The 24,761-nt window shown below is 50.4% G+C and carries 25 protein-coding genes; 11 read left to right on the top strand and 14 right to left on the bottom strand.

What is annotated here, in order from left to right:
• Positions 1–10 precede the first annotated feature (10 nt).
• Positions 11–1,486, top strand: a complete 1,476-nt coding sequence (locus BZG73_RS09390) for an aminoacyl-histidine dipeptidase (RefSeq protein ID WP_158075292.1) — start codon at positions 11–13, stop codon at positions 1,484–1,486.
• Here BZG73_RS09390 and dinB read toward each other — a convergent pair.
• The 10 genes from dinB to bolA all read right to left on the bottom strand — a co-directional run bounded on the left by dinB (position 1,483) and on the right by bolA (position 10,630).
• Positions 1,483–2,559 (bottom strand): DNA polymerase IV, encoded by a 1,077-nt coding sequence (gene dinB, locus BZG73_RS09385; protein WP_077668160.1) that lies wholly within the window; start codon positions 2,557–2,559, stop codon positions 1,483–1,485. The two genes, BZG73_RS09390 and dinB, sit on opposite strands and share 4 nt — an antisense overlap.
• 54 nt (positions 2,560–2,613) lie before the next feature.
• Entirely contained in the window at positions 2,614–2,835 is a 222-nt protein-coding gene (nqrM, locus tag BZG73_RS09380) for a (Na+)-NQR maturation NqrM (protein WP_046073749.1), read from the bottom strand.
• A gap of 101 nt (positions 2,836–2,936) precedes the next feature.
• Positions 2,937–3,953, bottom strand: coding sequence for an FAD:protein FMN transferase (locus tag BZG73_RS09375; RefSeq protein ID WP_077668159.1), 1,017 nt, complete (start codon positions 3,951–3,953; stop codon positions 2,937–2,939).
• Positions 3,954–4,037: 84 nt separating this feature from the next.
• Entirely contained in the window at positions 4,038–5,261 is a 1,224-nt protein-coding gene (nqrF, locus tag BZG73_RS09370) for an NADH:ubiquinone reductase (Na(+)-transporting) subunit F (RefSeq protein ID WP_077668158.1), read from the bottom strand.
• 31 nt (positions 5,262–5,292) lie between these two features.
• Positions 5,293–5,889, bottom strand: a complete 597-nt coding sequence (gene nqrE, locus BZG73_RS09365; protein ID WP_046073752.1) for an NADH:ubiquinone reductase (Na(+)-transporting) subunit E — start codon at positions 5,887–5,889, stop codon at positions 5,293–5,295.
• Between the two features lie 6 nt (positions 5,890–5,895).
• On the bottom strand, positions 5,896–6,528 hold the full coding sequence (locus BZG73_RS09360; RefSeq protein WP_077456976.1) for an NADH:ubiquinone reductase (Na(+)-transporting) subunit D: 633 nt from the start codon (positions 6,526–6,528) through the stop codon (positions 5,896–5,898).
• A complete protein-coding gene (locus BZG73_RS09355; RefSeq protein WP_077668157.1) occupies positions 6,521–7,324 on the bottom strand; it encodes a Na(+)-translocating NADH-quinone reductase subunit C in 804 nt (267 codons plus the stop codon). Before BZG73_RS09355 ends, BZG73_RS09360 begins: the two co-directional genes overlap by 8 nt.
• On the bottom strand, positions 7,314–8,555 hold the full coding sequence (locus BZG73_RS09350; RefSeq protein ID WP_077668156.1) for an NADH:ubiquinone reductase (Na(+)-transporting) subunit B: 1,242 nt from the start codon (positions 8,553–8,555) through the stop codon (positions 7,314–7,316). Before BZG73_RS09350 ends, BZG73_RS09355 begins: the two co-directional genes overlap by 11 nt.
• A 3-nt stretch (positions 8,556–8,558) precedes the next feature.
• Complete coding sequence (locus BZG73_RS09345; RefSeq protein ID WP_077668178.1) at positions 8,559–9,899, bottom strand: Na(+)-translocating NADH-quinone reductase subunit A; 1,341 nt, start codon at positions 9,897–9,899, stop codon at positions 8,559–8,561.
• Positions 9,900–10,318: 419 nt separating this feature from the next.
• Positions 10,319–10,630: a transcriptional regulator BolA gene (bolA, locus tag BZG73_RS09340; protein ID WP_077578618.1), complete on the bottom strand. Its 312-nt coding sequence runs from the start codon at positions 10,628–10,630 to the stop codon at positions 10,319–10,321.
• 175 nt (positions 10,631–10,805) lie between these two features.
• On the opposite strand from bolA, the gene BZG73_RS09335 reads away from it, so the two are divergent.
• From BZG73_RS09335 to BZG73_RS09305, 7 genes are all read left to right on the top strand, one after another.
• Entirely contained in the window at positions 10,806–11,948 is a 1,143-nt protein-coding gene (locus BZG73_RS09335; protein WP_077668155.1) for a methyltransferase, read from the top strand.
• A 19-nt stretch (positions 11,949–11,967) separates the two neighbouring features.
• Positions 11,968–12,537, top strand: a complete 570-nt coding sequence (locus BZG73_RS09330) for a YajG family lipoprotein (RefSeq protein ID WP_046073758.1) — start codon at positions 11,968–11,970, stop codon at positions 12,535–12,537.
• 2 nt (positions 12,538–12,539) lie between these two features.
• Positions 12,540–13,100: a peptidylprolyl isomerase gene (locus BZG73_RS09325; protein WP_077668154.1), complete on the top strand. Its 561-nt coding sequence runs from the start codon at positions 12,540–12,542 to the stop codon at positions 13,098–13,100.
• A 21-nt stretch (positions 13,101–13,121) separates the two neighbouring features.
• Positions 13,122–14,516, top strand: a complete 1,395-nt coding sequence (locus tag BZG73_RS09320; RefSeq protein ID WP_077668153.1) for an AmpG family muropeptide MFS transporter — start codon at positions 13,122–13,124, stop codon at positions 14,514–14,516.
• Between the two features lie 221 nt (positions 14,517–14,737).
• Entirely contained in the window at positions 14,738–15,553 is an 816-nt protein-coding gene (locus BZG73_RS09315) for a nucleoside-specific channel-forming Tsx family protein (protein ID WP_046073870.1), read from the top strand.
• Between the two features lie 88 nt (positions 15,554–15,641).
• On the top strand, positions 15,642–16,526 hold the full coding sequence (locus BZG73_RS09310) for a 2-dehydropantoate 2-reductase (RefSeq protein ID WP_077668152.1): 885 nt from the start codon (positions 15,642–15,644) through the stop codon (positions 16,524–16,526).
• Positions 16,527–16,535: 9 nt separating this feature from the next.
• Positions 16,536–17,141, top strand: a complete 606-nt coding sequence (locus BZG73_RS09305) for a DJ-1 family glyoxalase III (protein WP_077638632.1) — start codon at positions 16,536–16,538, stop codon at positions 17,139–17,141.
• A 69-nt stretch (positions 17,142–17,210) separates the two neighbouring features.
• Here BZG73_RS09305 and thiI read toward each other — a convergent pair whose 3' ends face one another.
• The 3 genes from thiI to pomA form a co-directional block, all read right to left on the bottom strand.
• On the bottom strand, positions 17,211–18,659 hold the full coding sequence (gene thiI / locus BZG73_RS09300) for a tRNA uracil 4-sulfurtransferase ThiI (RefSeq protein ID WP_077668151.1): 1,449 nt from the start codon (positions 18,657–18,659) through the stop codon (positions 17,211–17,213).
• A 148-nt stretch (positions 18,660–18,807) separates the two neighbouring features.
• The gene (locus BZG73_RS09295; RefSeq protein ID WP_077605803.1) at positions 18,808–19,746 is read right to left on the bottom strand and encodes a flagellar motor protein MotB; all 939 of its coding nucleotides are present in this window, start codon (positions 19,744–19,746) and stop codon (positions 18,808–18,810) included.
• Positions 19,747–19,792: 46 nt separating this feature from the next.
• The gene (gene pomA, locus BZG73_RS09290; RefSeq protein ID WP_046073765.1) at positions 19,793–20,554 is read right to left on the bottom strand and encodes a flagellar motor protein PomA; all 762 of its coding nucleotides are present in this window, start codon (positions 20,552–20,554) and stop codon (positions 19,793–19,795) included.
• 223 nt (positions 20,555–20,777) lie between these two features.
• On the opposite strand from pomA, the gene xseB reads away from it, so the two are divergent.
• The 3 genes from xseB to dxs are packed head-to-tail and all read left to right on the top strand — an operon-like array spanning position 20,778 to position 23,817.
• Positions 20,778–21,023 carry an exodeoxyribonuclease VII small subunit gene (gene xseB, locus BZG73_RS09285; protein WP_046073766.1) on the top strand — a complete coding sequence of 82 codons (246 nt, stop codon included), beginning with the start codon at positions 20,778–20,780 and terminating at the stop codon, positions 21,021–21,023.
• A complete protein-coding gene (ispA, locus tag BZG73_RS09280) occupies positions 21,016–21,915 on the top strand; it encodes a (2E,6E)-farnesyl diphosphate synthase (RefSeq protein WP_046073767.1) in 900 nt (299 codons plus the stop codon). The genes xseB and ispA overlap by 8 nt, the downstream gene beginning before the upstream one ends.
• Positions 21,916–21,942: 27 nt before the next feature.
• On the top strand, positions 21,943–23,817 hold the full coding sequence (gene dxs, locus BZG73_RS09275) for a 1-deoxy-D-xylulose-5-phosphate synthase (RefSeq protein ID WP_077668150.1): 1,875 nt from the start codon (positions 21,943–21,945) through the stop codon (positions 23,815–23,817).
• Positions 23,818–23,958: 141 nt separating this feature from the next.
• Here the strand turns inward: dxs and upp are convergent, their stop codons facing one another.
• Positions 23,959–24,585 carry a uracil phosphoribosyltransferase gene (gene upp / locus BZG73_RS09270; protein WP_046073769.1) on the bottom strand — a complete coding sequence of 209 codons (627 nt, stop codon included), beginning with the start codon at positions 24,583–24,585 and terminating at the stop codon, positions 23,959–23,961.
• Between the last annotated feature and the right edge of the window lie 176 nt (positions 24,586–24,761).

Below are 24,761 nucleotides of genomic sequence, written 5' to 3'. Positions count from 1 at the left end.
GTAAAATAAAATGGAGTCTACCGTGTCTGAAATCAGCCAATTATCACCCCGCCCCGTTTGGGCATTCTTCGACCAGATCTGTGCTATTCCTCATCCCTCTTATCATGAGTCGCAACTTGCTCAATTTATTATCGACTGGGCTAAAGGGCGCGGCCTAGACGTCCGTCAGGATCAAACGGGGAACGTATTTATTCGTAAACCGGCAACGCCCGGAATGGAAAACCGTAAAGGGGTCGTACTCCAAGCCCACTTGGATATGGTGCCGCAGAAAAACGAGCATACCGATCACGATTTCACTCGCGATCCTATTCGTCCTTATGTCGATGGTGACTGGGTGACCGCTGATGGCACGACATTAGGCGCGGACAATGGCATTGGCATGGCTTCATGCCTTGCGGTACTAGACGCTGATGACATTGAGCATGGCCCGCTAGAGGTGCTACTTACCACCAATGAAGAAGCCGGAATGGATGGCGCATTTGGCTTGGAAGCAGGATGGCTAGAAGGCGACGTTTTGCTCAACACGGATTCGGAGCAAGAAGGCGAAGTCTATATGGGGTGTGCCGGTGGCGTCGATGCCAGCATGCATTTTCCGATTGAGCGACAAATCAACGACGAAGGGCTTGCGCGCTTTACCGTGGGGATCAAAGGGCTAAAAGGTGGTCACTCAGGAGTCGACATCCACACCGGACGCGCTAATGCCAATAAATTACTGGCCCGTTTGCTCAGTCACCATCTTGGAGAAACGGATACACGCCTACTCGCATTGCGGGGCGGCACCTTGCGTAATGCCATCCCGCGAGAGGCGTTTGCCGATATCGCCATCCCTAAAGGCCAGCAGCAAGCGCTGGCGGCGGCTGTCGATGATTTTGCCATGCTGATGAAAGACGAACTTGGCCAGCTTGAACAGCAAGTCACTGTCATTCTAGAGCCGTGTGATAACCCCATTGCACCGCTGACACGCGCCGTGCAATCCCGTTTATTGGCGGCCTTGAATGCCGCACCAAACGGCGTTGTCAGAATGAGTGATGATGTTCCGGGCGTGGTCGAAACGTCACTGAATTTAGGGGTTATCAACACCGAAGAGGATCGCATTACTGTGCTATTTCTGATCCGCTCGTTAATCGATTCAGGCAGAGAAATGATGCAGGGGATGCTGCAATCTTTGGCAAGCCTCGCCAATGTCACGGTCGAGTTTTCAGGCGCATATCCAGGCTGGAAGCCCGATCCTGACTCACAAATCATGCATATTTTCCGTGACACCTATGAAGGTATTTATCAGCGTAAGCCTGACATTATGGTGATTCATGCTGGCCTTGAATGTGGCTTGTTTAAGAAGCCGTATCCAACGATGGATATGATCTCCTTCGGCCCGACCATCAAGTTCCCACATTCACCCGATGAAAAAGTGCATATCGATAGTGTGGGCCATTACTGGCAGCAAATGCAGGCGATTTTAAAGGCGATCCCCGCTAAATCAGCCTAACCCAGTAAGCTAAGTTGGGGGGCATTATCGTCCCCCAATCCCACCGATAGCCCAATCAGTCGTATGTGTCGTCCCTCGCCACGATAAAACGCCTCATGCAGCAAGGTATCAAACAACGCGCGGTCAAGTGACTCGCATCGATGCGCCACCGTGGTGGTTTGAAAATCATTGAACTTGATTTTTATCCCCTGCCGACAAATTCGGCCACTAGCATCGGCTTTTTCTAAGCGAACCAGTAACGCTTGATAGAGGTGATCTATCCAGGGTAGACAAGCCTCGAGCTGGTCAATATCCTCCGAGAGGGTCCGCTCTACGCCCACGGATTTGCGAACTCGCTCAACTTCAACCTCTCGTGGGTCAATACCGTGCGCCCGCTGCCATAGCACGGCACCAAATTTCCCCATCCGCTGTATCAAGTCGGTTTGATCGCAGGCCTGGATATCTGCGCAGGTAAAAAGGTTCCATTCATGTAGTTTCGTCAATGTGACTCGACCCACACCAGGAATTGACTGCAAAGGGAGGTCACGGACAAAGTCATCCACCTGCTCAGGCCCCACCACACAAATGCCATCAGGTTTGTTTTTGTCAGAGGCGACTTTAGCGACAAACTTCACCGGTGCTACACCGGCTGATGCGGTGAGACCAAGCTCTTTATAAATATCGCGCCGAATCGCTTGAGCTATCCGCGTCGCAGAGTTTTGTAGACAAACAGTGTCGGTGACATCGAGGTAAGCTTCATCCAAAGATAACGGCTCGATGAGATCGGTGTAGCGATGAAAGATAGCATGAAGCTGCTGAGACACTCGGCGGTATTTGCCCATATCGCCGCGCATCACGGTTAACCCAGGGCACAGTTTAAGAGCTTGGGCGGTCGCCATTGCCGAGCGGATCCCAAATCGGCGCGCCGGATAATTACAGGTCGCTATCACACCTCGCCCATCCGCAGACCCACCAATCGCTAAGGGAATGGTTTGTAACGCAGGATTATCCCGCATTTCGACGGCCGCATAAAAACAGTCCATGTCGATATGGATAATTTTCTTGCTCGCTCGGCGGGTTTTTGAGCTCGTCATTATGCTGCGTCGCTAACAGCCCAACCGTGGCGGTCACCACGGTGGGCATTCTCTTTAGATGATTTGGTTTTTCTTCCATTCACGCGTTTTTTCCGCGCGATCTTCTCGCTTTTTCCGCGCATCACATGGCTCTGGGCAGTCGCACTCTTTCTCGATACCGACGGCCCCTAAGCCACCACAGCTACCACTGATCGTTTTCTGCTGCACGATGTAACCAATTGCCATACCGGCAATGACGAGTACAAAGACAGCAAAGGTGATAAGAAAAACTGACATAATTGCTCACCTACTTTTAGTCGTCACGCTCAGCAACATAACGCTGAACGCTAGTTCCACGCCTAATGCGTGTAATAGTAGCCGCCAGTGCGCGTGACGCACTAACGGTTTAGGTACGGTTTAAAGGCCTCTGACGCCATTTCTGTAAACCCGTCATCGGTTTTGACCACCATAAACGCGGGAATATCCGCTTGGTTGGCCAGCGCCATGGCCTTTTCCGGCCCCAACACCATAAAGCCCGTCGCTAAACCATCGGCAGTCATGCAAGACGGATCAAGCACAGTGACGGACACGAGGTGATGATTGATGGGCCGCCCGGTTTCAGGGTCGATAATGTGCGAATAACGTACACCATCTTGCTCAAAATAGTTACGGTAATCGCCAGACGTGGCGACCGCCATATCACCCGGCTGAATGATCTCTTGCACAGATTGCGCGCCAGCACTTGGCTTTTCAATGGCAATGCGCCACGGGTTTTGATCTTGGTTGACACCTTTTAATTGTAACTCACCACCAATCTCAACCAAATAGTTATCAAGGCTAAGCGATCCTAGGTAGTTCGCGACCACGTCAACCCCATACCCTTTGGCTATCGTCGACAAATCGACATACAGATCAGGATGGGTTTTGGTGAGGGTGTTACCTTCGACCTGTAAGTGCTCCAACCCAACCCTTTCCATGCGTGAGGCGATGTCTTTGTCGCTCGGAATATTCTCTGGACGTTTCTCTGGGCCAAAGCTCCATAAGTTCACCAACGGGCCTACAGTGACATCCAGTGCCCCTTGAGTGAATTCATTCAGCCGAATCGCTTCTTTCACCACGGTCGCCGTTGCTGGCGATACGTCCATTGGTGTGTCAGCCTTCTGCTGATTGAACTGGCTAAGTTCAGAATCGGTACGATACGTCGACATCTGATCGTTAACCGTTTCCAAACGTGCATCAATCTCAGCTTGAACCTTATCTTGCGACGGGGTGTTCTCTGTGGCGATATACTTCACGGAGTAGTATGTGCCCATGGTCTCACCAGTCAAATGCACCAGCTCTGGCGCGCGATCGCAACCAGCCAAGCCCATAACGACGGCCAATAGCCATGCGCAGCGTAACCATAACGTCTTCATAGTGGTGTCCTTCGACATCAGTTTCATACGTAAAATGGCTGACCCATAGGCCAGCCATTAAGCGGTAAGACAGACTGTCGGTGTTTATCCGCCGAAGTCATCCAACAGGATGTTTTCGTCTTCGACACCCAAGTCTTTAAGCAAACCAATCACGGCGGCGTTCATCATCGGCGGCCCACACATGTAGTACTCACAATCTTCTGGCGCTTCATGATCTTTCAAGTAGTTTTCATAAAGGACATTGTGAATAAAGCCCGTGTCCCCTTCCCAGTTATCCTCTGGAAGCGGATCCGATAGCGCACAATACCACTCGAAGTTATCGTTTTGCTCTTGGAGCATATCGAAGTCTTCGACATAGAACATTTCTCGCTTAGAGCGCGCACCATACCAGAAGGTGATCTTACGATCGGTGTTCAGACGCTTAAGCTGGTCAAAGATGTGTGAGCGCATTGGCGCCATACCGGCACCACCACCCACAAATACCATCTCCGCATCGGTGTCTTTAGCAAAGAACTCACCGAATGGCCCAGAGATTGTACACTTGTCGCCTGGCTTGAGTGACCAAATATAGGACGACATCTGACCTGGTGGCACATCAGGATTACGTGGTGGTGGCGTTGCCACACGCACGTTCAGCATGATAATGCCTTCCTCTTCTGGGTAGTTTGCCATCGAGTACGCACGGATGATCTCTTCATCCACCTTCGACTCATAGCGGAAGAGATTAAACTTCTCCCAGTCTTCACGATATTCCTCAGGAATATCAAAGTCTGAGTATTTGATGTGATGCGGTGGCGCTTCAATTTGAATATAGCCACCAGCTCGGAATGGTACCGACTCGCCATCAGGGATACGCAGTTTCAACTCTTTGATAAAGGTGGCTTTGTTATCGTTGGAAATAACTTCACATTCCCACTTCTTCACCCCAAAGATTTCTTCGGGAAGCTCAATTTTCATGTCTTGCTTTACAGCAACCTGACATGAAAGACGCTCACCTTCACGTGCTTCACCTTTGGTGATGTGGTCAAGCTCAGTTGGCAGAATATCACCACCACCTTCTTTGATCTTCACGCGGCACTGACCACATGAACCACCGCCACCACAGGCAGACGATACAAACACACCAGCACCGGCCAGTGCGCCAAGCAGCTTACCGCCTGGCTGAGTCACGATCGCTTTTTCAGGATCGTCATTGATATCAATTGTGACGTCTCCGGTTGGTACCAGCTTGGATTTGGCGAACAAGATCACCAATACCAATGCCAGCACAATCAGAGTAAACATCACTACACCAAGAATAATGTCCATTGACTATTCCTTTTCTCGCAGTTTACCCGGCTTACAGTTGCACACCAGAGAAAGACATAAAGCCCAATGCCATCAGGCCAACAGAGATAAAGGTGATCCCCAATCCCCGCAGTGCTGGCGGCACGTCTGAATACTTCATTTTCTCACGGATACCCGCAAGGGCGACGATGGCTAACATCCAGCCTACCCCAGAGCCGAAGCCATATACGACTGACTCTGCGAAGTTATAATCACGCTGTACCATGAATGATACGCCACCAAAGATGGCACAGTTCACCGTAATAAGCGGCAGGAAGATACCTAACGCGTTATAAAGTGGCGGGAAGAAGCGATCTAATACCATTTCCAAGATCTGAACCAATGCGGCGATAACACCGATAAAGGTCACAAAGTTGAGAAAGCTAAGATCGATCCCTTTCACCAGTGCATCTTCGCGTAGGATCAGGTTATAGACCAAATTGTTAACCGGTACTGCGATAGTCAATACCACAACAACGGCGACACCGAGGCCGAACGCTGTTTTTACTTTCTTAGACACCGCCAAGAACGTACACATGCCGAGGAAGAATGCCAGCGCCATGTTCTCAATAAAGATTGAGCGCACCAGCAGGCTCAAATAATGTTCCATGTGCTGTTACTCCTTCGCTTCAACTTGTTCTGGTTTGAAGGTACGCACAATCCAAATCAAAAAGCCGATTAGGAAGAATGCAGATGGGGCCAGCAGCATCATACCGTTTGGTTGATACCAACCCCCTTCACTGACCACAGGCAGGATAGACACGCCAAAGACAGAGCCTGAGCCGAGCAGCTCACGGAAGAAGGCAACCGTCATCAGAACGAAACCATAACCCAATGCGTTACCTAAACCATCGATAAATGACGGCAGCGGCGACGATTTCATCGCATACGCTTCCGCGCGCCCCATCACGATACAGTTGGTAATGATAAGACCAACGAATACCGACAGCTGCTTGGATATATCGTAAACAAAGGCTTTCAGTGTCTGGTCAACCACGATAACCAATGACGCGATGATCGCCATTTGCACGATAATACGTACACTGTTAGGGATATGATTACGAATCAGCGATACGAATAAGTTAGACATCGCGGTAACAAACATAACCGCCAAGGTCATAACAAAGGCTGTTTGCATCTGCGTGGTCACCGCAAGCGCCGAACATACACCGAGAACCTGAAGGGCAATCGGGTTATTGTCTAGCACCGGCGACAGCAGATTTTTCTTCAGTTCTTTCGTTTCAGCCATTGGTCAGGCCTCCCTCACGAACTTTTGCTAAGAATGGACCAAAGCCCAAATCACCTAGCCAGAAATCAAATTGTTTCTCTACACCGTTACTGGTCAGGGTTGCACCCGATAGCGCGTCAATACCGTGCTCGCTATCACTCGGTGCTCCACCTTTAACAACCTTAATAGCTGGCTCGCCTTGATCGTTGAATAGCTTTTTGCCATCCCACTTCGCGCGCCATTTCGGGTTTTCAACTTCGCCGCCCAAGCCAGGAGTTTCCCCTTGCTCGTAATAGACGATGTCGGCCACCGTATTGCCATCCGGTTCGACCGCGACAAACGCATACATCATGCTCCATAGGCCAGAGCCTTTAACGGGCAGGATGAGGCGTTGTAAATCACCTGAGTCGTTTTTCACCAAGTAGATTTTTGCGATATCGGCACGACGGCCAAAACCAGCAATATTTTCTTCACTACTGAGTTTTTTCGACATCCCAGGGTCTTTGGCCGCTTCACGTTGGTCGTAGTCAGCAACTTCTTCGACGTTGGCCGCGTCAGGGCTAACAAAGTCGCCTTTCTCCAAGCTAACCAGGCGCGGTTCAATGTACTTGTTRTAAGCATCRTTGATCGCACTCTTACCGCCCGACACCTCAATGCCGGCAACCGAGAGGATGTTCTTTTGTACGTCTAGCTTTGCGTTCATCTGCTGCAAAGGACGTAACGCTACCGCTGCACCGGACACCACGATTGAGCAYACCAAGCTCAACGCGATAACAACGATCAGCGTCTTCTTAATACTATCGTTACTACTTGCCATTACGAGCCAGTCTCCGTTTGATGTTGCCCTGAATCACCAAGTTATCGAACAGAGGTGCAAACAGGTTAGCGAACAGGATCGCCAGCATCATGCCTTCAGGATATGCTGGGTTGACCACGCGAATGATCACAGCCATGGCACCGATCAATGCGCCGTACCACCACTTCGCTTTGTTAGTAAACGCGGCTGAAACGGGATCCGTTGCCATAAACATCATGCCGAATGCAAAACCACCCAGCACCAAGTGCCAGTAAAAAGGCATGCTAAACATCGGATTAGTGTCAGAACCAATCAACTGAAACAAGGTTGATGCCACGACCATGCCGGCGAACGTGCCCAAAATGATACGCCATGAGGCAATGCGCATGTACACCAAGGCCGCACCACCAATCAAGATGGCAAGGGTTGATACTTCACCGATAGAGCCTGGAATATTACCGAGAAAGGCATCCATCCAAGACATCGTTTGTCCAGTGACATTGTGTTGCAGTGCTTGTTCACCGCCTGAGTACCATTGGCTCAGTGCCGTTGCGCCTGAGTAACCGTCTGCAGCTGTCCACACCAGATCGCCTGAGATCTGCGCGGGATACGCAAAGAACAAGAACGCACGTCCGGCAAGCGCAGGATTTAAGAAGTTACGCCCTGTGCCACCGAAGATTTCTTTCGCAACCACCACACCAAAGGTGATACCCAGTGCAGCCTGCCACAATGGCAAGGTTGGCGGCACGATAAGTGCAAAAAGAATCGAGGTGACGAAGAAGCCTTCGTTGACTTCGTGCTTACGTACGATGCAGAACAATACTTCCCAGAAACCACCCACAATGAACACAGTGGCGTAAATCGGTAGGAAGTAGGTCGCGCCTAGAATGGTTTTGGTTCCCCACCCCGCGGCGGTTAGCGGCCCCGCAATTGACTCCGTCAGCCAATAGTGCCAGTTCCCTTCAATGATTTGCGCAAGCTGTGCGCCTTCATATAAATGGTTCAGGCCCATGATGGCTTGGTTACCGGTGTTATACATGCCCCAGAACATCGCAGGGAACACGGCAAACCACACCATGATCATGATGCGTTTCAAATCGATGCTGTCACGTACATGCGCGCCGGCTTTGGTCACCATACCCGGGGTGTACAAAATGGTGGCGACCGCTTCGTACAGGGCAAACCATTTTTCATGTTTGCCGCCTGGCTCAAAGTGTGGCTCGATTTGCTCTAGAAAATTTTTAAGGCTCATCTGTTACCCTTCCTTCTCAATCTTTTCTAGGCTCTCGCGGAGCATTGGTCCGTACTCGTACTTGCCTGGGCAGACAAAGGTACAAAGGGCCAAATCCTCAGGATCTAACTCCAGCGCGCCCAGCTGTTGCATGCTATCTGTATCGCCAGCACAGATATCACGCAGCAGCATTGTTGGCTCGATATCTAGTGGCATTACTCGCTCATAATTACCGATTGGTACCATGGAACGATCACTGCCGTTGGTCGAGGTGGTCAAATTGAAAAGTTGGCCTTTGAATAGGTGGCCAAAGTAGGCACGCGTCACCGAGAAGCGGTTTTTACCTGGCGACAACCAACCAAACAGCTCTTTTTCGTTGCCTTCACGCAATACAGACACTTGCAGGTGGAAGCGACCCAAATAAGCATGCGGGCCAGAGGCTTTGGTTCCCGAGAGCACAGAGCCAGAAATAACACGGCTTTCACCCGCCATTAGCTCGCCATCAGTCAACTCATCAAGGTTCGCGCCTAACTGCGTGCGCACCAAGCGTGGCTTGTTAACCATCGGGCCTGCCAATGACACCACACGGTCAGTGTTGATTTCACCGGTAAGGAACAAGTGGCCAAACGCAATCACATCTTGGTAGTTCAGATGCCACACCTTTTTCTCCATGCTTGCTGAGCGCAAGTGGTGGATATGGGTGCCAACTAAGCCTGCTGGGTGAGGACCAGCGAAGACATGTTGTTCAACGTTAGGTTGCTGACTGGTGGGTAACTCAACATCCGCCTTACAGACAAACACTTTTTTGTCAGTTAATCGGGAGAGTACATCAAGACCTGCAACGAATGCCTCTTTTTGCTCATCAATGATCACCTTCGGATCCGCGGCGAGCGGATTGGTGTCCATTGCATTTACAAAAATAGCTTCCGGCAACGCATCAATAGCGGGCGAACGGCTAAACGGGCGCGTGCGGAGCGCAGTCCACATCCCCGATTCAACCAATTGATCAACCAGCGCTTGACGCTCAATGGAGGCCAATTGCGAGGCTTCGTACTTGTTGAATGTCACTTGCTCGTTGCCATCGACTTCTATGACGACAGACTGAAGAACACGTTTGGCACCGCGGTTGACTTCAACCACTTTACCAGCTGCTGGAGCAGTAAATACCACACCTGGGTTTTTCTTATCTTCGAAAAGACCCTGGCCTTTTTTCACCACATCACCCACTCGCACATGCATCGTGGGGCGCATTCCAACGTACTCTTCGCCAAGCAAGGCGACTTTCTTGACAGCTGGGCCATCATTTATCACCTGAGCAGGAGTCCCAGCAATGGGGATATCCAAACCCTTTTTTATTGTAATCATACGCACTTGCACTACATTAACGGGAAAAAGAATTCTGTTATTGCGCAGTTAAAGACACGACTTTCGACTGTATGGTGGCCTGATGGCGCACCGTCGCAACATCCTGCTAACCATAACGTTACACAAAGGTAGCCTAGGTTAGTCTTTAAGCACGGCATTCTATCACTAACCCCAGTATTGATTCTATGGGTATTGTCACTAGGGCGTGGCAATTATGCATACCTGTTCAAACAATGCTCGTTGTAAGCTCACAATTTTACTGTTGTTTTTTTGCTCGCCTTAAGGTTACGTTCCCCGACCACACGCCCTTAGCGTTGTGTGCCAAGGGGCGCGTTAACACGATCGCCACCGATGACTTTATGTAAGAATTTGTTGCCATAACGTGAAGAATCAACACGCCTAAGCATATTGGCTAACCATTATTTCAAACCGCCACCGCGGCATGCTGGCGAATCTGGTGCTTGCGCCTGCTCTTGCCACTCTTCTGGGGTGTAAGTATGAATAGCCAATGCATGAATATCATTGGCAAGCTCGTCCGCCAAGGTGGTATTGATAGCACGATGACGCTGTATTAAACGCTTACCTTCAAACTCATCTGACACTACGACAACCTTGAAATGACTCTCTGCGCCTTCGGGCACATTGTGCATATAGCTTTCATTGCGGACATCAAGATGAACAGGCGCAAAAGCGTGTGCCAGTTTCTCTGTAATTTGCGTTTGAATTTTCATGGCTTCCCCAACCTATTAAGGGCAAGTTGCCCAGATCTTAGTCGTTATCGATAAAATTGCGAATTCAATAGCCTGATCACGTCATCATTAATGGCATACGCACCGAGTTTGAATTGCAGTTGTGGTGTGAGTGCGACAATATACGCAGTCTGTGACCTCCGACGCAAACGCTCCCATGAAAACAGAACTTGCAACCCCAAGCGGCGAATCTCCCCTGACACTACACCGCTACCCGCGCCGAAAAAATGAAACGCTCCAGGCCTTTGATGCGGCAGATGAATATATCATTGAGCACGCTAGCACCTGGCAACTTGAGGCCGGCGATCGGGTTTTAATTCTCAATGAGCAATTTGGCGCGTTGAGTTGTTGGGCAAGCGCGCTGGGTTGTGACGTGGTCTCCGTCAGCGACTCCGTGGTGTCACAACAAGCAACCCTCGAGAATCTTCGCCAAAACCAGCTTCCAGACATTGAGCTGGTAAAGAGTACGGAACCACTGCCTAAACGGTTTGATGCGGTGCTCATGCGGGTGCCTAAAAGCAGTAAAATGTTGGCATGGCAACTTCAGCAACTGGCTTCTGTGACGACACCGGCCACACGCATCCTCGCCGGTGCCAAGGCAAAAGAGATCCATACCTCTACGCTGAATCAGTTTGAGCACTGGCTTGGGGCAACCACCACCTCGTTGGCAAAGAAAAAAGCGCGCTTGATTTTTGTTACCGCTAACGCCCAGACTCAAAAGCCAACCGAGCCACTTAGCTATGTCGATGTGCCTGAGTTTTCGATGCGCTTGGCTAATTGGCCCAATGTTTTTTCCGCCAAAAAGCTGGATATCGCGGCTTACTTAATGCTTCCGCAAATCCCAAGTTCGCGCGACGAAAGAAAAATAGTGGATTTAGGCTGTGGTAATGGTGTGCTTGCCCTGCAGGCGGCACGTACCAACCCACAGGCATACATTTATGCGGTCGATGAAAGCCATATGGCCGTCGCCAGYGCRMAACACAACCTTGAAAGCCATGGTATTGACGCGCGCCGTTTCCAATGTGAAGCACGAGATTGCCTTACCGGTTTTGAACCCACAGATATTGACCTAGTGTTATGTAACCCACCCTTTCACCAGCAACAAACCATCACTGATCACATTGCTTGGCAAATGTTTTGTGACGCAAAACGTGTTCTGACCACGAATGGTGCGCTTTTAGTCATTGGCAATCGTCATCTTGGCTATCATACTAAGCTAAAACGTCTTTTTGGTAACGTGACTGTCGTTGCGTCAAATAAAAAATTCGTTATTCTCAAGGCAGTCAACGCCCAATTTTAACAAAAGGATGCTGAACCCCATGAAGAAACTGATTATTGCCGCCGCTGTGCTAGTCCTAGCGGGCTGCTCAACACCTCGCGAGCCACAACTAACGATTGCACCGTCTCCAGCGTCATCCAATCAGCAACAGGTCAACAATCTTCCTGTGGTGGTAAAGAGTAAGGACTTACGGACGGCTCAGTTCGTCGCGGTGATTGATAGCGGTCGCTCCAATGTCAAACCTTTACATGCCAGCCAAAACTTGCGCGTGGTTCTTGAAGACACACTTTCACGCCAGCTTTCTGCACAAGGGTTCCGCGTCGTGGCGAACGGCCCTGGCATGCTACGTTTAGATATTCTCGACGCGTTAGTTCGTGTAAAACACACGGTGTTTAAGCACGATATGGAAGCGTCCGTACAGCTGCAACTGGTCGCTGAATCGCCCGATGGCCGCTTTGTAAAACGTTATACCGGCAAATCAACCCAAAGCGGCGTTAGCAGCGCCTCGCCTGATGATATCGAAATGGCATTAAACAACCTGCTGGAAGCTGTCTTACAAGACATCGCCAATGATGAGCAACTGCTTGATCACATGAAAGCGCACTTTTAATCATGAAGGTACGCGCACTTTTATGGGTACTTGCACTGGCGGTTGCGCCAGTGCAAGCCAATGTGATGGTAGCCGTTGAAACAACCCAAGGAGACTTTGTCTTGCAACTTAATGAGGACAAAGCTCCCAAGACGGTCAGCAACTTTTTACGCTATGTCGAGGATGGCAGTTACATCGGCACCCAATTTCATCGGGTGATCCCACGTTTTGTCGTACAAGGAGGCGGATTTGATAAAGACCTCAATCGCCGTCCATCCTATGAGCCAGTCGATAATGAGTCGCGTAATGGCCTGCGTAACCGTCGCGCGACTATCGCGATGGCCAGAACCCAAGATCCGGACTCTGCCACCCGCCAGTTTTACATCAATGTCAGTGATAATGGCTTTTTAGATGCAACCCCCAACAAGCTGGGGTATGCCGTGTTTGGCCGCGTGGTGGAAGGATTTAACACTATCTTGACCATGACCGAGCAGCCAACCGTTACTATCCCCAGCAAACGGATGCAGGACGTCCCTCAACAACCGATTATTATTACCGCTATCGACCGTGTGTCGTCACCCTAGTATTCATGTAGGCCCTTTGCTATGCAGTCATCCAAGCTAAAAACGACCTTGGCGGCCTACGCCGACCGTCGCCTGCTCTTTGTTTTTTTAATGGGGTGCTGCAGTGGTTTCCCTTGGGTATTAATTGGCTCCAACTTAAATGGTTGGCTCGCCGATGAGGGGTTATCGCGCACGGCCATTGGCCTTTTTGGCTCTGTGTTTGTCCTTTACGCCGTCAACTTTTTGTGGGCTCCCCTGCTCGATAGGCTTAAGATCCCGGTATTGAATAAGAAGCTCGGCCATCGCCGCAGCTGGATTGTGGTGACACAATCATTGATGCTTTTAGCCACCTTGGCCTTGTCTCGCGTTAACATGCAAGGCCTGCAAGCGATCGACCCATGGGTCACCACTCTGGTCCTTTCGTCATTGATTTTTTCTATCGCCCTCGCATCAGCCACGCAAGATATTGCCATTGATGCCTTCCGTATCGATAACTTCGCCGAGCACGAAACCGAGAAGTTTCCGCTCGCCTCGGCCATGTCGGTCATTGGTTGGTGGACAGGTTATTCCGTGCCTGGCTATATCGGTTTTATTAATGCCGATGCCATGGGGTGGAACCAAGTCTATGTGATTATGGCCGGCTTTGTTGGCTTAATGATCTTGGCTACCCTGTATGTCAAAGAGCCTGTCAGTGATCGCGAACAGCGCCAAGACAAGGCCACCAAACATTACCTCAATCAAGGCTATAGTGGCTTCCAAACTTGGTTTGCCGTCACCGTCGTGGAACCTTTTGCCGAGTTCTTTCGTCGCAACGGTATCAATGTGGCCCTCACGCTGTTGTTGTTTGTGTTTTTGTTCAAATTGGGCGAAGCCTTTCTCGGTCGCATGTCGATCGTGTTTTACAAAGATGTCGGCTTTACCAATGAGCAAATTGGCTATTACTCCAAGCTGGTCGGCTGGGGACTCACCGTGGTCTACACCCTGATTGGCAGCTACATTAATCTGCGCTTTGGCGTGATTAAAGGCCTATTTATTGGCGGTGTCGCCATGGCATCCAGCAACTTAATGTTCGCGTGGATTGCGATGGTCGGCCCCAACGAGCATCTGCTACTGGGTGCCATCTTGGTAGACAACTTTACCTCAGCGTTTGCCACCATTGCGTTTGTCTCCTTTTTAACCTTCTTAACCGGTCGCGCGTTCTCAGCTACCCAATATGCGCTGCTCGCGTCCTTGGGGAACTTAGGTCGCACCACAGTCGCGTCATTCAGTGGCATGATGGTCGACTGGCTCGATAGCTGGTCAACATTTTTCGTAATAACTGCGTTAATGGTGATCCCGGGACTGGTCATGCTGATCTATATTGGCAGGCACTTTCGCCAACCTCCGTCACAAAATGATAAGCGTGCTGGACACTGCCTAGATTCCCGTCGCGACTAACCCTGACATATCACAGTGGAGTGCAAAATTTTGTGCGACGCTGTGATTGTTTTAGTAACAAAGATCACATAAAACTGTCATGCAACGCTTTACAACTTGCCGCGGATCACAGCCTTTTTTTGTGTCTATGTTTATTACATTCTTTATAGTGAACTTAATCAATATACTGCCTCTGTCCAATGCGCACTGCGCAACAACAAGACCCAGCAGAGGCAGTCACTATGAAAAAATCCCTACTCGCACTCGCCGTTATCGCCGCCAGCGGTGTATCCGTTGCCAACGCCGCCGATTACTCGGATGACATTTACAAAAATGATCATAAATGGCTTCAGTTTAATGCCATGTATGCCATTAACGAAAAGCCGCAATTTGGTGATGACACCGATAAAGACCACAACTATCTAGAAATGGAGTTTGGCGGCCGTAAAGGCGTGGTCGATCTCTATGGTTATGTGGATATTTTTGACTTGGCAGAAAGCGACAGCGACAACAACAATAAGAAAGACGCCGCTAAGTCCTTCATGAAATTGGCGCCACGCTTCTCGATTGATGGCATCACCGGACAAGACTTGTCGTTTGGCCCTGTACAAGAAGTCTACTTCTCGACCTTGTTTAACTGGGGGGGCGGTAAGTCAGACACAAATAATTCATTCTGGGGTATCGGTGCCGATGTTGAGCTACCTTGGTTTGGCAAAGTGGGCATGAACCTTTATGGCTTGTATGACATCAATAAAAAAGATTGGAATGGCTATCAGTTCTCGACTAACTGGTTTAAACCTTTCCACTTTTTCGACAATGGCAGCTTCCTGTCGTACCAAGGTTATATCGATTACCAATTCGGTGCCGACGATACCTTTAAAGGCAGCAGTCAGGCGACCCATGGCGGTGCGATGTTTAACGGCCTGTACTGGCACTCAGATAACTACGCCCTTGGTTACGGCCTAAAAGCGTACAATGACGTCTACTTAATTGAAGATGCCGGTACAACTGAAAGCTCGGGTATTTCTCACTACCTTAGCGCGACTTACAAGTTCTAATCTATCCAGCGCCGGTCCCTGCCGGCGCTTCGCTCCCTGCTCTATATTGTCTGTGATACACTGGCCTTTTCATCGATAGGCAAGTGTCATGCGGATCACCTTGATAGGCGCTGGTGCGATCGGCACCTTATGGGCGGTAAAATTAAGCCAAGCGGGTCATCACGTTCATCTTATCACCCGCGATAGCGCTCATCAGCGAGAGCTCAACCTGGACGGCGCCTCCCTTACCTTGCCCGCCAATCAACCAGACGTACTTCGATACAGTGATCTTTGGCTGGTATGCACCAAAGCCTATGACGTGCAAGCAGCCTTAACCCCGTGCTTTACTCATCTTGAGCCGGAGACCATGGTGATGTTGATGCATAACGGCATGGGACCGCATCAATGGCTCATTGATTCTCTACCAGCCAGCCAACCGCTGCTACTCGCAACCACCTCACAAGGTGTATTTCGTGCTGAAACAGGCGAGTATCAACACACGGGCAATGGCCCCACGGCGCTCGGGGCAGGTAACAAAGCCGGTGAAGCCTGCCAGTTTCTCGCCGATGTGTTGGATCATGCCTTGCCGACAGCAACCTGGCAAACCAATATCATTGAATCGCTGTGGTATAAACTGGCAGTCAATAGCGTCATCAACCCGCTCACCGCTTTACACGGGATAAAAAATGGTGAGTTGCTCAAGCTTGATTATGAGCCAATCATTGATGCGCTGTGCCAAGAGTTGGCCACGGTAATGCGAGCAGAGCGGATCCTTGCCTCTGCCACCGAAGTACGTCAACGTGTGGAAACAGTCGCCAAGGCAACCGCAGACAACTACTCTTCAATGAATCGGGATGTGTTTTATCAGCGCTCCACAGAGCTGGAATACATTACAGGCTATGTGTTACAACGCGCACAGGCACACCAGATCTCAACCCCACACCACCAGCAGCTTTATCAAGCCATGCAACAAGCACAAAGGAATAGGGAATAAGGAATCATCATGAGTGACAAACGCATCCTGATTTGTATTGCTAACGGCACTGAAGAAATGGAAGCCGTGACCGCCATTGATGTCATGAAGCGCGCCGGCTTTAACGTCACTGTGGCCAGTGCTGATCCGGATGGCGCGCTGACGCTAACCTGCTCGCGTGGCGTGAAGCTAGTTTGCGACGCGGCGCTGGCGATGGTGGCCGATCAACCATTTGACTGTGTGATCTTACCCGGAGGGATTGAAGGCGCGCAGTGTTTGGGGGACAGCAACCTTGTGACTGAAATGGTTAAACAACAACAGAGCGACAATGCGTGGGTCGCTGCGATTTGTGCCGCACCAGCTTTGGTACTACAACGCCACCAGCTATTCCCACAGTCACACATGAGTTGTCACCCGAGCGTTAGCGATCAGATCCCAGAGCAATGGCTAAGCCGCCGCCGCGTGATGACCGATTATGACCACCGTTTAATTACCAGTCAGGGGCCAGGCTCGGCAATGGAGTTCGCGATTGAAATCGTTCACGTGCTCGGCGGCAAAGCCTTGGCATGGCAAGTCGCGGAGCCGATGATGCCTCTGCCTCAACTGCATTATGAGAAAAAGTTTACAGAAGGCTAGGCTCATGCAAGGCTCAAACGTAAACAGGCAGCCAAATGGCTGCCTGTTTTTATTGCGGCAAAACCTGCGTTACACCCGATACACTTTGACATTCTCAAAGCCCATATCTTTAAGATACAGCGCCTGCAAGCGACTCATCACGCCTCGCTCGCAATAGAGCAAATAGGTTTTCGTTTGGTCAAGGTCGCCAAACTGGGTCGCCAGTTTAAAGAAGGGAATATGCACGACATCGACGCCTTCAATCTCAAGAGGCTTATCTTCTTGCTCTTCACGGCTGCGAATATCAAGCACGACCGCGCCGTTCTCTACCTCATTAACCAGCTCCGCTTCCGGCGCTTTTTCTTGGCTCAATGCTTCGATATCACGGATATCCATCACAGTGGCGTTATCAACCACTTGTTCTAGCAAGCTAAAATCAAATTTGGTTTCTTCGTGTTCCAGCTTAGCTTTTTCGGCTTTCACCGTTGGCTTTTTGGAAATCACGCCACAATACTCAGGCATGGTCTTGGCGAAATCTTCCGTACCAATTTTACGCGCCGTTTGAATAATGTCTTCTTTGTCCCAATTAATCAGTGGACGCAAAATCAAGCTATCGGTGACATTATCAATCATGCGCAGGTTGGTCAGTGTTTGGCTCGACACCTGTCCTAACGCCTCACCGGTCACCAGTGCCTGAATACCAAACCGTTTGGCCACCATGGCCGCCGCACGCATAAACATACGCTTAAGCACCACGCCCATTTGCGCGTTATCGATATTTTCCAGGATGTTGTTAACAACTGGCTCAAAATCAATCGAAATAAACTTCACTTTGGCCGACGAGCCAAATTTATTCCATAGGTAATGAGACACCTGCTGCACACCCGTTTCATGCGATTTTCCGCCTAGATTAAAGAAACAGTAGTGCACTTTACTGCCGCGTTTAATGTGCAAATAACTGGAAACGCCTGAATCGAACCCGCCAGAGATCAAGCTCAATACATCTTCCTGTGTACCGAGCGGAAAGCCGCCTAAGCCTGCGTGACGATGTTTCACTACGTTGAGCTTGTCGTGGTCCACTTCCATCATCACGGTGATATCCGGTTTTTTCAGTTGCACGCTGGCCGACGGGACGGCTTGGTTTAATCCGCCACCGACATAGCGCTCAAGATCGATAGAGGTAAAGTCATGCTGCCCACGACGCTTAGCGCGCACACAAAAGGTTTTGCCTTCGATTTGATGACGTACGCCCGCCAAAGTGAGCTCATAAATATGATGTAAATCGTTAAACAGGGTTTGCTCAACCTCAAGCACGGTTTGCACGCCTGGTGTGTTGGTCAGCACATCCAAAACCAATTGGCGCTCGTTAGGTTGTTTTAACGTCACCTCAATGTGATCCCGACGGTTATATACCGCCGTATTATCAGTCCGACGCTTTAAAATATTACGAATATTGCACTCGAGGATTTTTGTAAAACGCTTTCTGACTGACTCACTTTTGACGATCACCTCAGGGTGAATTTTAACGATAAACTTCATAACCGGTTCGATACAGCTGGAAACAAGGCCGCGGATTATACAATAACCAGGCTGCCGCTGAAACCGGGTATTTTTGCGTCGCTAAAAAGTGGGAGTGACCGGTGATAACTTGCCTTATCAGACAGTCAGTTATCACCGGGATAGGCCGCTAGGGGGCATTGGGAGCCGCGTTCTCGGTAGAGATTTCATCCGAATAGGTGGGTTTTCCTTGGATCACAGCAATTTCCACGCGTCGGTTAGATGCACGGTTTTCCGGTGAGTTGTTCGGGGCACGCGGCTTGGTATCCGCCAGGCCTTCCACTTTCATCCTTAAATGGTTAAAACCAGGCACTTTCTCCATCTCTTGTGCCACTGACACCGCACGCTGTGCGGAGAGATCCCAATTGGATCGGTACAGCTCTGACTCCAACGGTGTGCTGTCGGTATGTCCTGAGACTTTTATTTCCCCCGGCACGTCTTTTACCAGTTGCGCGATTTGACGCACCATGGGGCGGAACTTAGGCTGCAGAAACGCCGAGTTTTGTGGAAACGCTCCTCTCTCGCGGATCCTTATCACCAACTGTTGCCCTAAATTCTCTACTTCAACCGCGCCTTCATCGATTTCGCGTTGCAACGCCTGCATCAACGCCTTTTGCAGCTGCTCAAGTTGCTGCTGCATTCGCTGCTGCTCCAATTGTGACGCCACTTGGGCGCTGGTGCCGCCTTCCTTATCTGATGTATTGCGTTGGGAGCCGCCCGACCGATCATCTTCGCCCTCTTGAAAGTCCAAGGTGCGCTGCGTCATATCAATGGTTTGCTGCATGATGACTTCAATCGGTGTCGGCTCTGGGCGTCCCGGACGGAACTCCTGGGCAATCACACTGGTCCCTTTGGGAATGTCTTTCACCTCAAGGACATTTTGTACCCCGAAAGCGAACTTCATCGAACCGGCAATTTGCTTAAACTTAAGCACATCCATCTCTGAAAATGACAACAGAAGGACGAAAAAGCACATAAGAAGCGACATCAAGTCCGCAAACGTCCCCATCCACGGCGGTAAGCCGGGAGGCGGACATTTGCATTCCTCTTCTTCTTGTTGTTGTGCCATGAAGACTCCTTAATTGGCGCTCGCTGAAGCCAAAACCTCAGTCCGATTAATTATCGACATCAACCTCACGCTTACCCTCATTGAGATAGTTTTTCAAAAAGCCATCAATGACACGCGGGTTTTGTCCATCTTGAATCGCAAGTAAGCCGTCCATAATCAAGCGTCGATTCAGTTTCTCTTGCTCCTTGCGCAAGGCAAGTTTATTGGCGATGGGGGTCGCCACCATGTTGGCCAACATCGCACCGTACATGGTGGTCAACAAAGCAACCGCCATTGCAGGGCCAATCGCCTTCGGATCATCCATGTTCGATAGCATGGCCACCAGCCCTATCAAGGTCCCTATCATCCCCATCGCTGGCGCTACATCAGCCAAGGCACTGTAAAAACCGATGCCATGATCGTGGCGCTCCTCGGTAAGGTTAATATCTTTGTGAAGCGTGGCGCGAACCACGTCGGCATCATGACCATCGACGAGCAAGTCCACGCCTTTTTGCATAAACGAGTTACTGACCTCCATCTCTTCGAGCGCGAGGAAGCCACCCTTACGGGCGGCGTCAGCCATCTCAATGATTTTGGCAATCAGATCCTCGGGGTCATCAGATTTGAACATGAACGCCTTGCCTGCAATTTTAAAACAGGCAAAAAACTGTCCTACGGTGTATTTGGTGAGAACAACAAATAAACTCCCGCCAATGACGATAAGCACCGATGGCACATCAAAATACATGTTCATGGTGCCGCCCAACAGCATCGCCATTATTACGAATGCGAACGAGCCGATAATGCCGATGAGCGTCGCTATATCCACGTCAGTCTCCCTTAAATTACATCAAGTCATTGTTTTTCATTTTTTAGGGTATTGATTATATCGGCAACCAACCCTATAGGTTTAGCGTAAATACGCCGATACCAACAAGGATAACATGCCTTTTACTACGGTGGCGCCAAGCACACAAAAACACGCCGAGTGGTTTGACCGCCCTTAACCACTGAGTTACCGTCTAGCCTCTCTTTTCTAATTTTATGGCATCATGGCTGTGAAGAAACCAGAAAATATGACCTTTGAGGACACGCTCAAAGAGTTAGATAGCATTGTCGGTGCGCTAGAGTCCGGCGAACTCCCCCTCGATACCGCGATGAAACGTTTTGAACGCGGCATTGCACTCACGCGTCAAGGACAAAAAACCCTTGCAGACGCAGAGCAACGCGTCGAGATCTTGCTTTCGCAAGAAGATGATGGGCCACTGACTGAGTTTTCTCCTCAAGACGATGATTAACACTGTTGTACACGATGCGCTGCGCGAAACGCAAACCCGAAGTAATCAACAACTCGAAGCGTGGCTTGATACCTTATCCTCTCAAGATCAACCGCTTATCCAGGCAATGCGCCATGGTTTGCTCTTGGGTGGTAAACGCATTCGCCCCTTTCTAACCTATGCCACAGGGCAGTTGTTTGGTGTGCCACTTGCGCAAATTGATACACCGGCTGTCGCCGTGGAGTGTATTCACGCCTACTCGTTGATTCATGATGATTTGCCTGCCATGGATAACGACAGCTTGCGACGCGGGCAGCCAACCTGTCATGTCGCCTTTGATGAAGCGACCGCGATTTTGGCCGGTGACGCGTTACAAACACTGGCCTTTACCGTGCTGGCTGAAGGCGAACTCAATCCAGCGGCCGAACCTTACCGTATACATATGGTGAAAACCTTGGCTACGGCCAGCGGTGCGGCGGGTATGTGCCTAGGACAATCATTGGATTTAGCCGCGGAGGGACGTGCTGTTGATCTTGAAGCACTCAAACGCATTCACCACAATAAAACCGGTGCATTGATCAAAGGGGCGGTGAGGCTCGGCGCTTATGCCGCTGGCGAGTCCGGCGTGCGCCATTTAAGTGCGCTTGATCGCTTTGCTGACGCCATCGGTCTCGCGTTTCAAGTTCAAGACGACATTTTGGACATTACCAGCGATACCCAAACACTGGGTAAGCCACAAGGGTCAGACGTAAACGCAGATAAAAGTACCTACCCGGCATTGCTGGGGCTGGCCGGTGCACAAGAAAAAGCCGAACAACTTTACCGAGAGGCACTACACGCCTTGGAGGCAATCCCCTACAATACCGAACAATTGGAAGTTTTTGCCCGATATATCATCGAGCGCAACAACTAGCATGATTAATAAAAGCGCCGAACCATTATGACACTGGATATATCAAAATACCCCACTCTCGCTCTTGCTGATACGCCGGAAGAGTTGCGTACCTTACCACGCGATCACCTGCCGCAGCTTTGTGAAGAGTTACGTACCTATTTACTCAACACGGTCAGTCACTCAAGTGGCCACTTTGCCTCTGGGCTAGGTACCGTGGAGCTGACTGTGGCGCTGCACTATGTGTATAACACGCCCTTCGATCACCTCGTTTGGGACGTAGGGCACCAAGCCTATCCGCACAAGATCCTGACTGGACGACGTGAGCGCATGCAAACTATCCGGAAAAAAGACGGTTTGCACCCCTTTCCGTGGCGCGGAGAAAGCCCCTACGATGTGCTGTCGGTTGGTCATTCCTCAACGTCCATCAGCGCCGCGCTCGGGATGGCCATTAGTGCGCAAAAAGAGGGGCAGAATCGACGTGTAGTCAGTGTGATAGGCGATGGCGCAATCACCGCTGGGATGGCATTTGAAGCCATGAACCATGCCGGTGATATCAAACCCGATATGCTCGTGGTACTCAACGACAACGAGATGTCCATTTCTGAAAACGTCGGCGCGCTGAATAATCATTTTGCCCAACTCCTCTCTGGCAATGTCTACACCAGTATTCGTGAAGGCGGTAAGAAAGTATTGTCGGGCGCGCCACCAATTAAAGAGTTAGTGCGCCGCGCGGAAGAGCACCTTAAAGGCATGGTTGTCCCAGGCACCATGTTTGAAGAGCTGGGCTTTAACTACATTGGCCCAATTGATGGCCACGATGTCGAAGAGTTAGTCAAAACCCTCAAAAACATGCGCCATTTAAAAGGACCGCAGTTTTTGCACGTCATGACCAAAAAAGGCAAAGGGTACGAGCCGGCGGAAAAAGATCCGATTGGGTACCATGCCGTGCCTAAGTTTGACCCCAGTGTACACACGCTGCCTAAATCCAAGCCAGCGAGCCCAACGTTTTCTAATGTGTTCGGCGACTGGCTATGTGATATGGCGGCGCAAGATGACAAGTTACTCGCGATTACGCCAGCCATGCGCGAAGGCTCCGGCATGGTGCGCTTTTCTAAAACGCACCCAGACAAATATTTTGATGTCGCCATTGCTGAGCAGCACTCAGTGACGCTGGCTGCAGGCATGGCAATCGGTACCTACCACCCTGTGGTGGCCATTTATTCGACCTTCCTACAGCGCGCCTATGATCAAGTCATTCACGATGTCGCGATCATGAATTTACCCGTGCTGTTTGCCATTGACCGTGGCGGGATTGTTGGCGCAGATGGCCAAACCCACCAAGGCGCTTTTGATTTAAGCTATTTACGCTGTGTCCCCAACTTGGTGGTGATGACGCCAAGTGATGAAAACGAGTGTCGCCAAATGCTGTATACCGGCCATATTCATAATGGGCCAGCGGCGGTGCGCTATCCTCGCGGCAGTGGTATCGGTGCAGAGATTGAACAGAAGATGCAAGCGATGCCGATTGGCAAAGGCGTGATCAAACGTCGGGGAACACGGTTAGCCATCCTCAACTTTGGTACCTTATTGCCGCATGCTCAGGAAGCAGCAGACGAGCTGGATGCCACCTTGGTTGATATGCGCTTTGCCAAACCTTTAGATGAAGCGCTGCTACTCGACATGGCCAAGACGCATGACTGCCTGGTCACCGTGGAAGAAAATGCGATCGCAGGTGGTGCAGGCTCCGGGGTGATTGAAGCGATGATGCGCCATGGGGTTATCAAGCCTGTACGGCAAATCGGTTTACCCGATCACTTTATCTCTCAAGGCACCCAACAAGAAGTGCACGCCGAGCTTGAGCTCGATGGCCCCGGCATTAAGGCTCAAATTCAGCGTTACTTGGCCACGTTGGCTGAATAGGGGCGTTGACTGCGTAGAGGCGTCGTTTTTGCACCACGAGTCAGGCGCTATCTTCTGGTATGAAAAAACCCGCTACCAATGAGCGGGTTTTTTTATGCTTCAGCGGACATTGACGCAGTGGCTTAGCCCGCTCACGCACGCTTACTTGGTACCAAAAATCTTATCACCGGCATCACCAAGCCCAGGTACAATGTATCCTTTGTCATCCAGCTTTTCATCGATAGCCGCCGTATAAAGCTCAATATCAGGATGCGCTTTTTTCAATGCCTCAATCCCTTCTGGGGCAGAGACCAATACCAAGACTTTGATCTGCTGACAGCCCTGCTCTTTGAGCAAGTCGATAGTCGCAATCATCGACCCCCCCGTGGCCAACATCGGATCCACAACCAAGGCCATGCGCTCGTCGATATTACTGGCTAGTTTATGAAAGTAAGGGACAGGCTCTAGGGTTTCTTCATCGCGATACACACCGACGACACTGATGCGCGCACCTGGGACATGCTCAAGCACCCCATCCATCATGCCCAAGCCTGCACGCAAAATAGGCACCACGGTGACTTTTTTGCCTTTGATTTGATCGACATTAACTGGGCCATCCCAGCCATCAATCGTTACTGTTTCTGTATCGAAGTCAGACGTCGCTTCATAAGTCAGCAGACTGCCCACTTCGGTCGCAAGCTCGCGAAACCGTTTGGTGCTAATATCTCGCTCGCGCATCAAGCCGATTTTATGTTTGACTAACGGGTGCCTTACTTCCACGACCTTCATCTTAGACTCCTTACAAAAAACAAATTCTCGGTAGTATACATGAAAGGTTTTTGCTAGCGTAGGCTTAGGGCTTGACATATCGCCCAGATTCTCGCCAAACAGCCTACGCAAACGTTTTCCTTTCTCTGAATGCACTGATAGAATAGCGCCGACTTTTGACTTCCAACTCCGGCGAG

It is taken from the genome of Salinivibrio siamensis, from assembly GCF_001996005.1.
Classification (GTDB): domain Bacteria; phylum Pseudomonadota; class Gammaproteobacteria; order Enterobacterales; family Vibrionaceae; genus Salinivibrio; species Salinivibrio siamensis.
The sequence above is the reverse complement of the archived record's forward strand: the minus strand, read 5'-3'. Positions and strand labels throughout refer to the sequence as shown.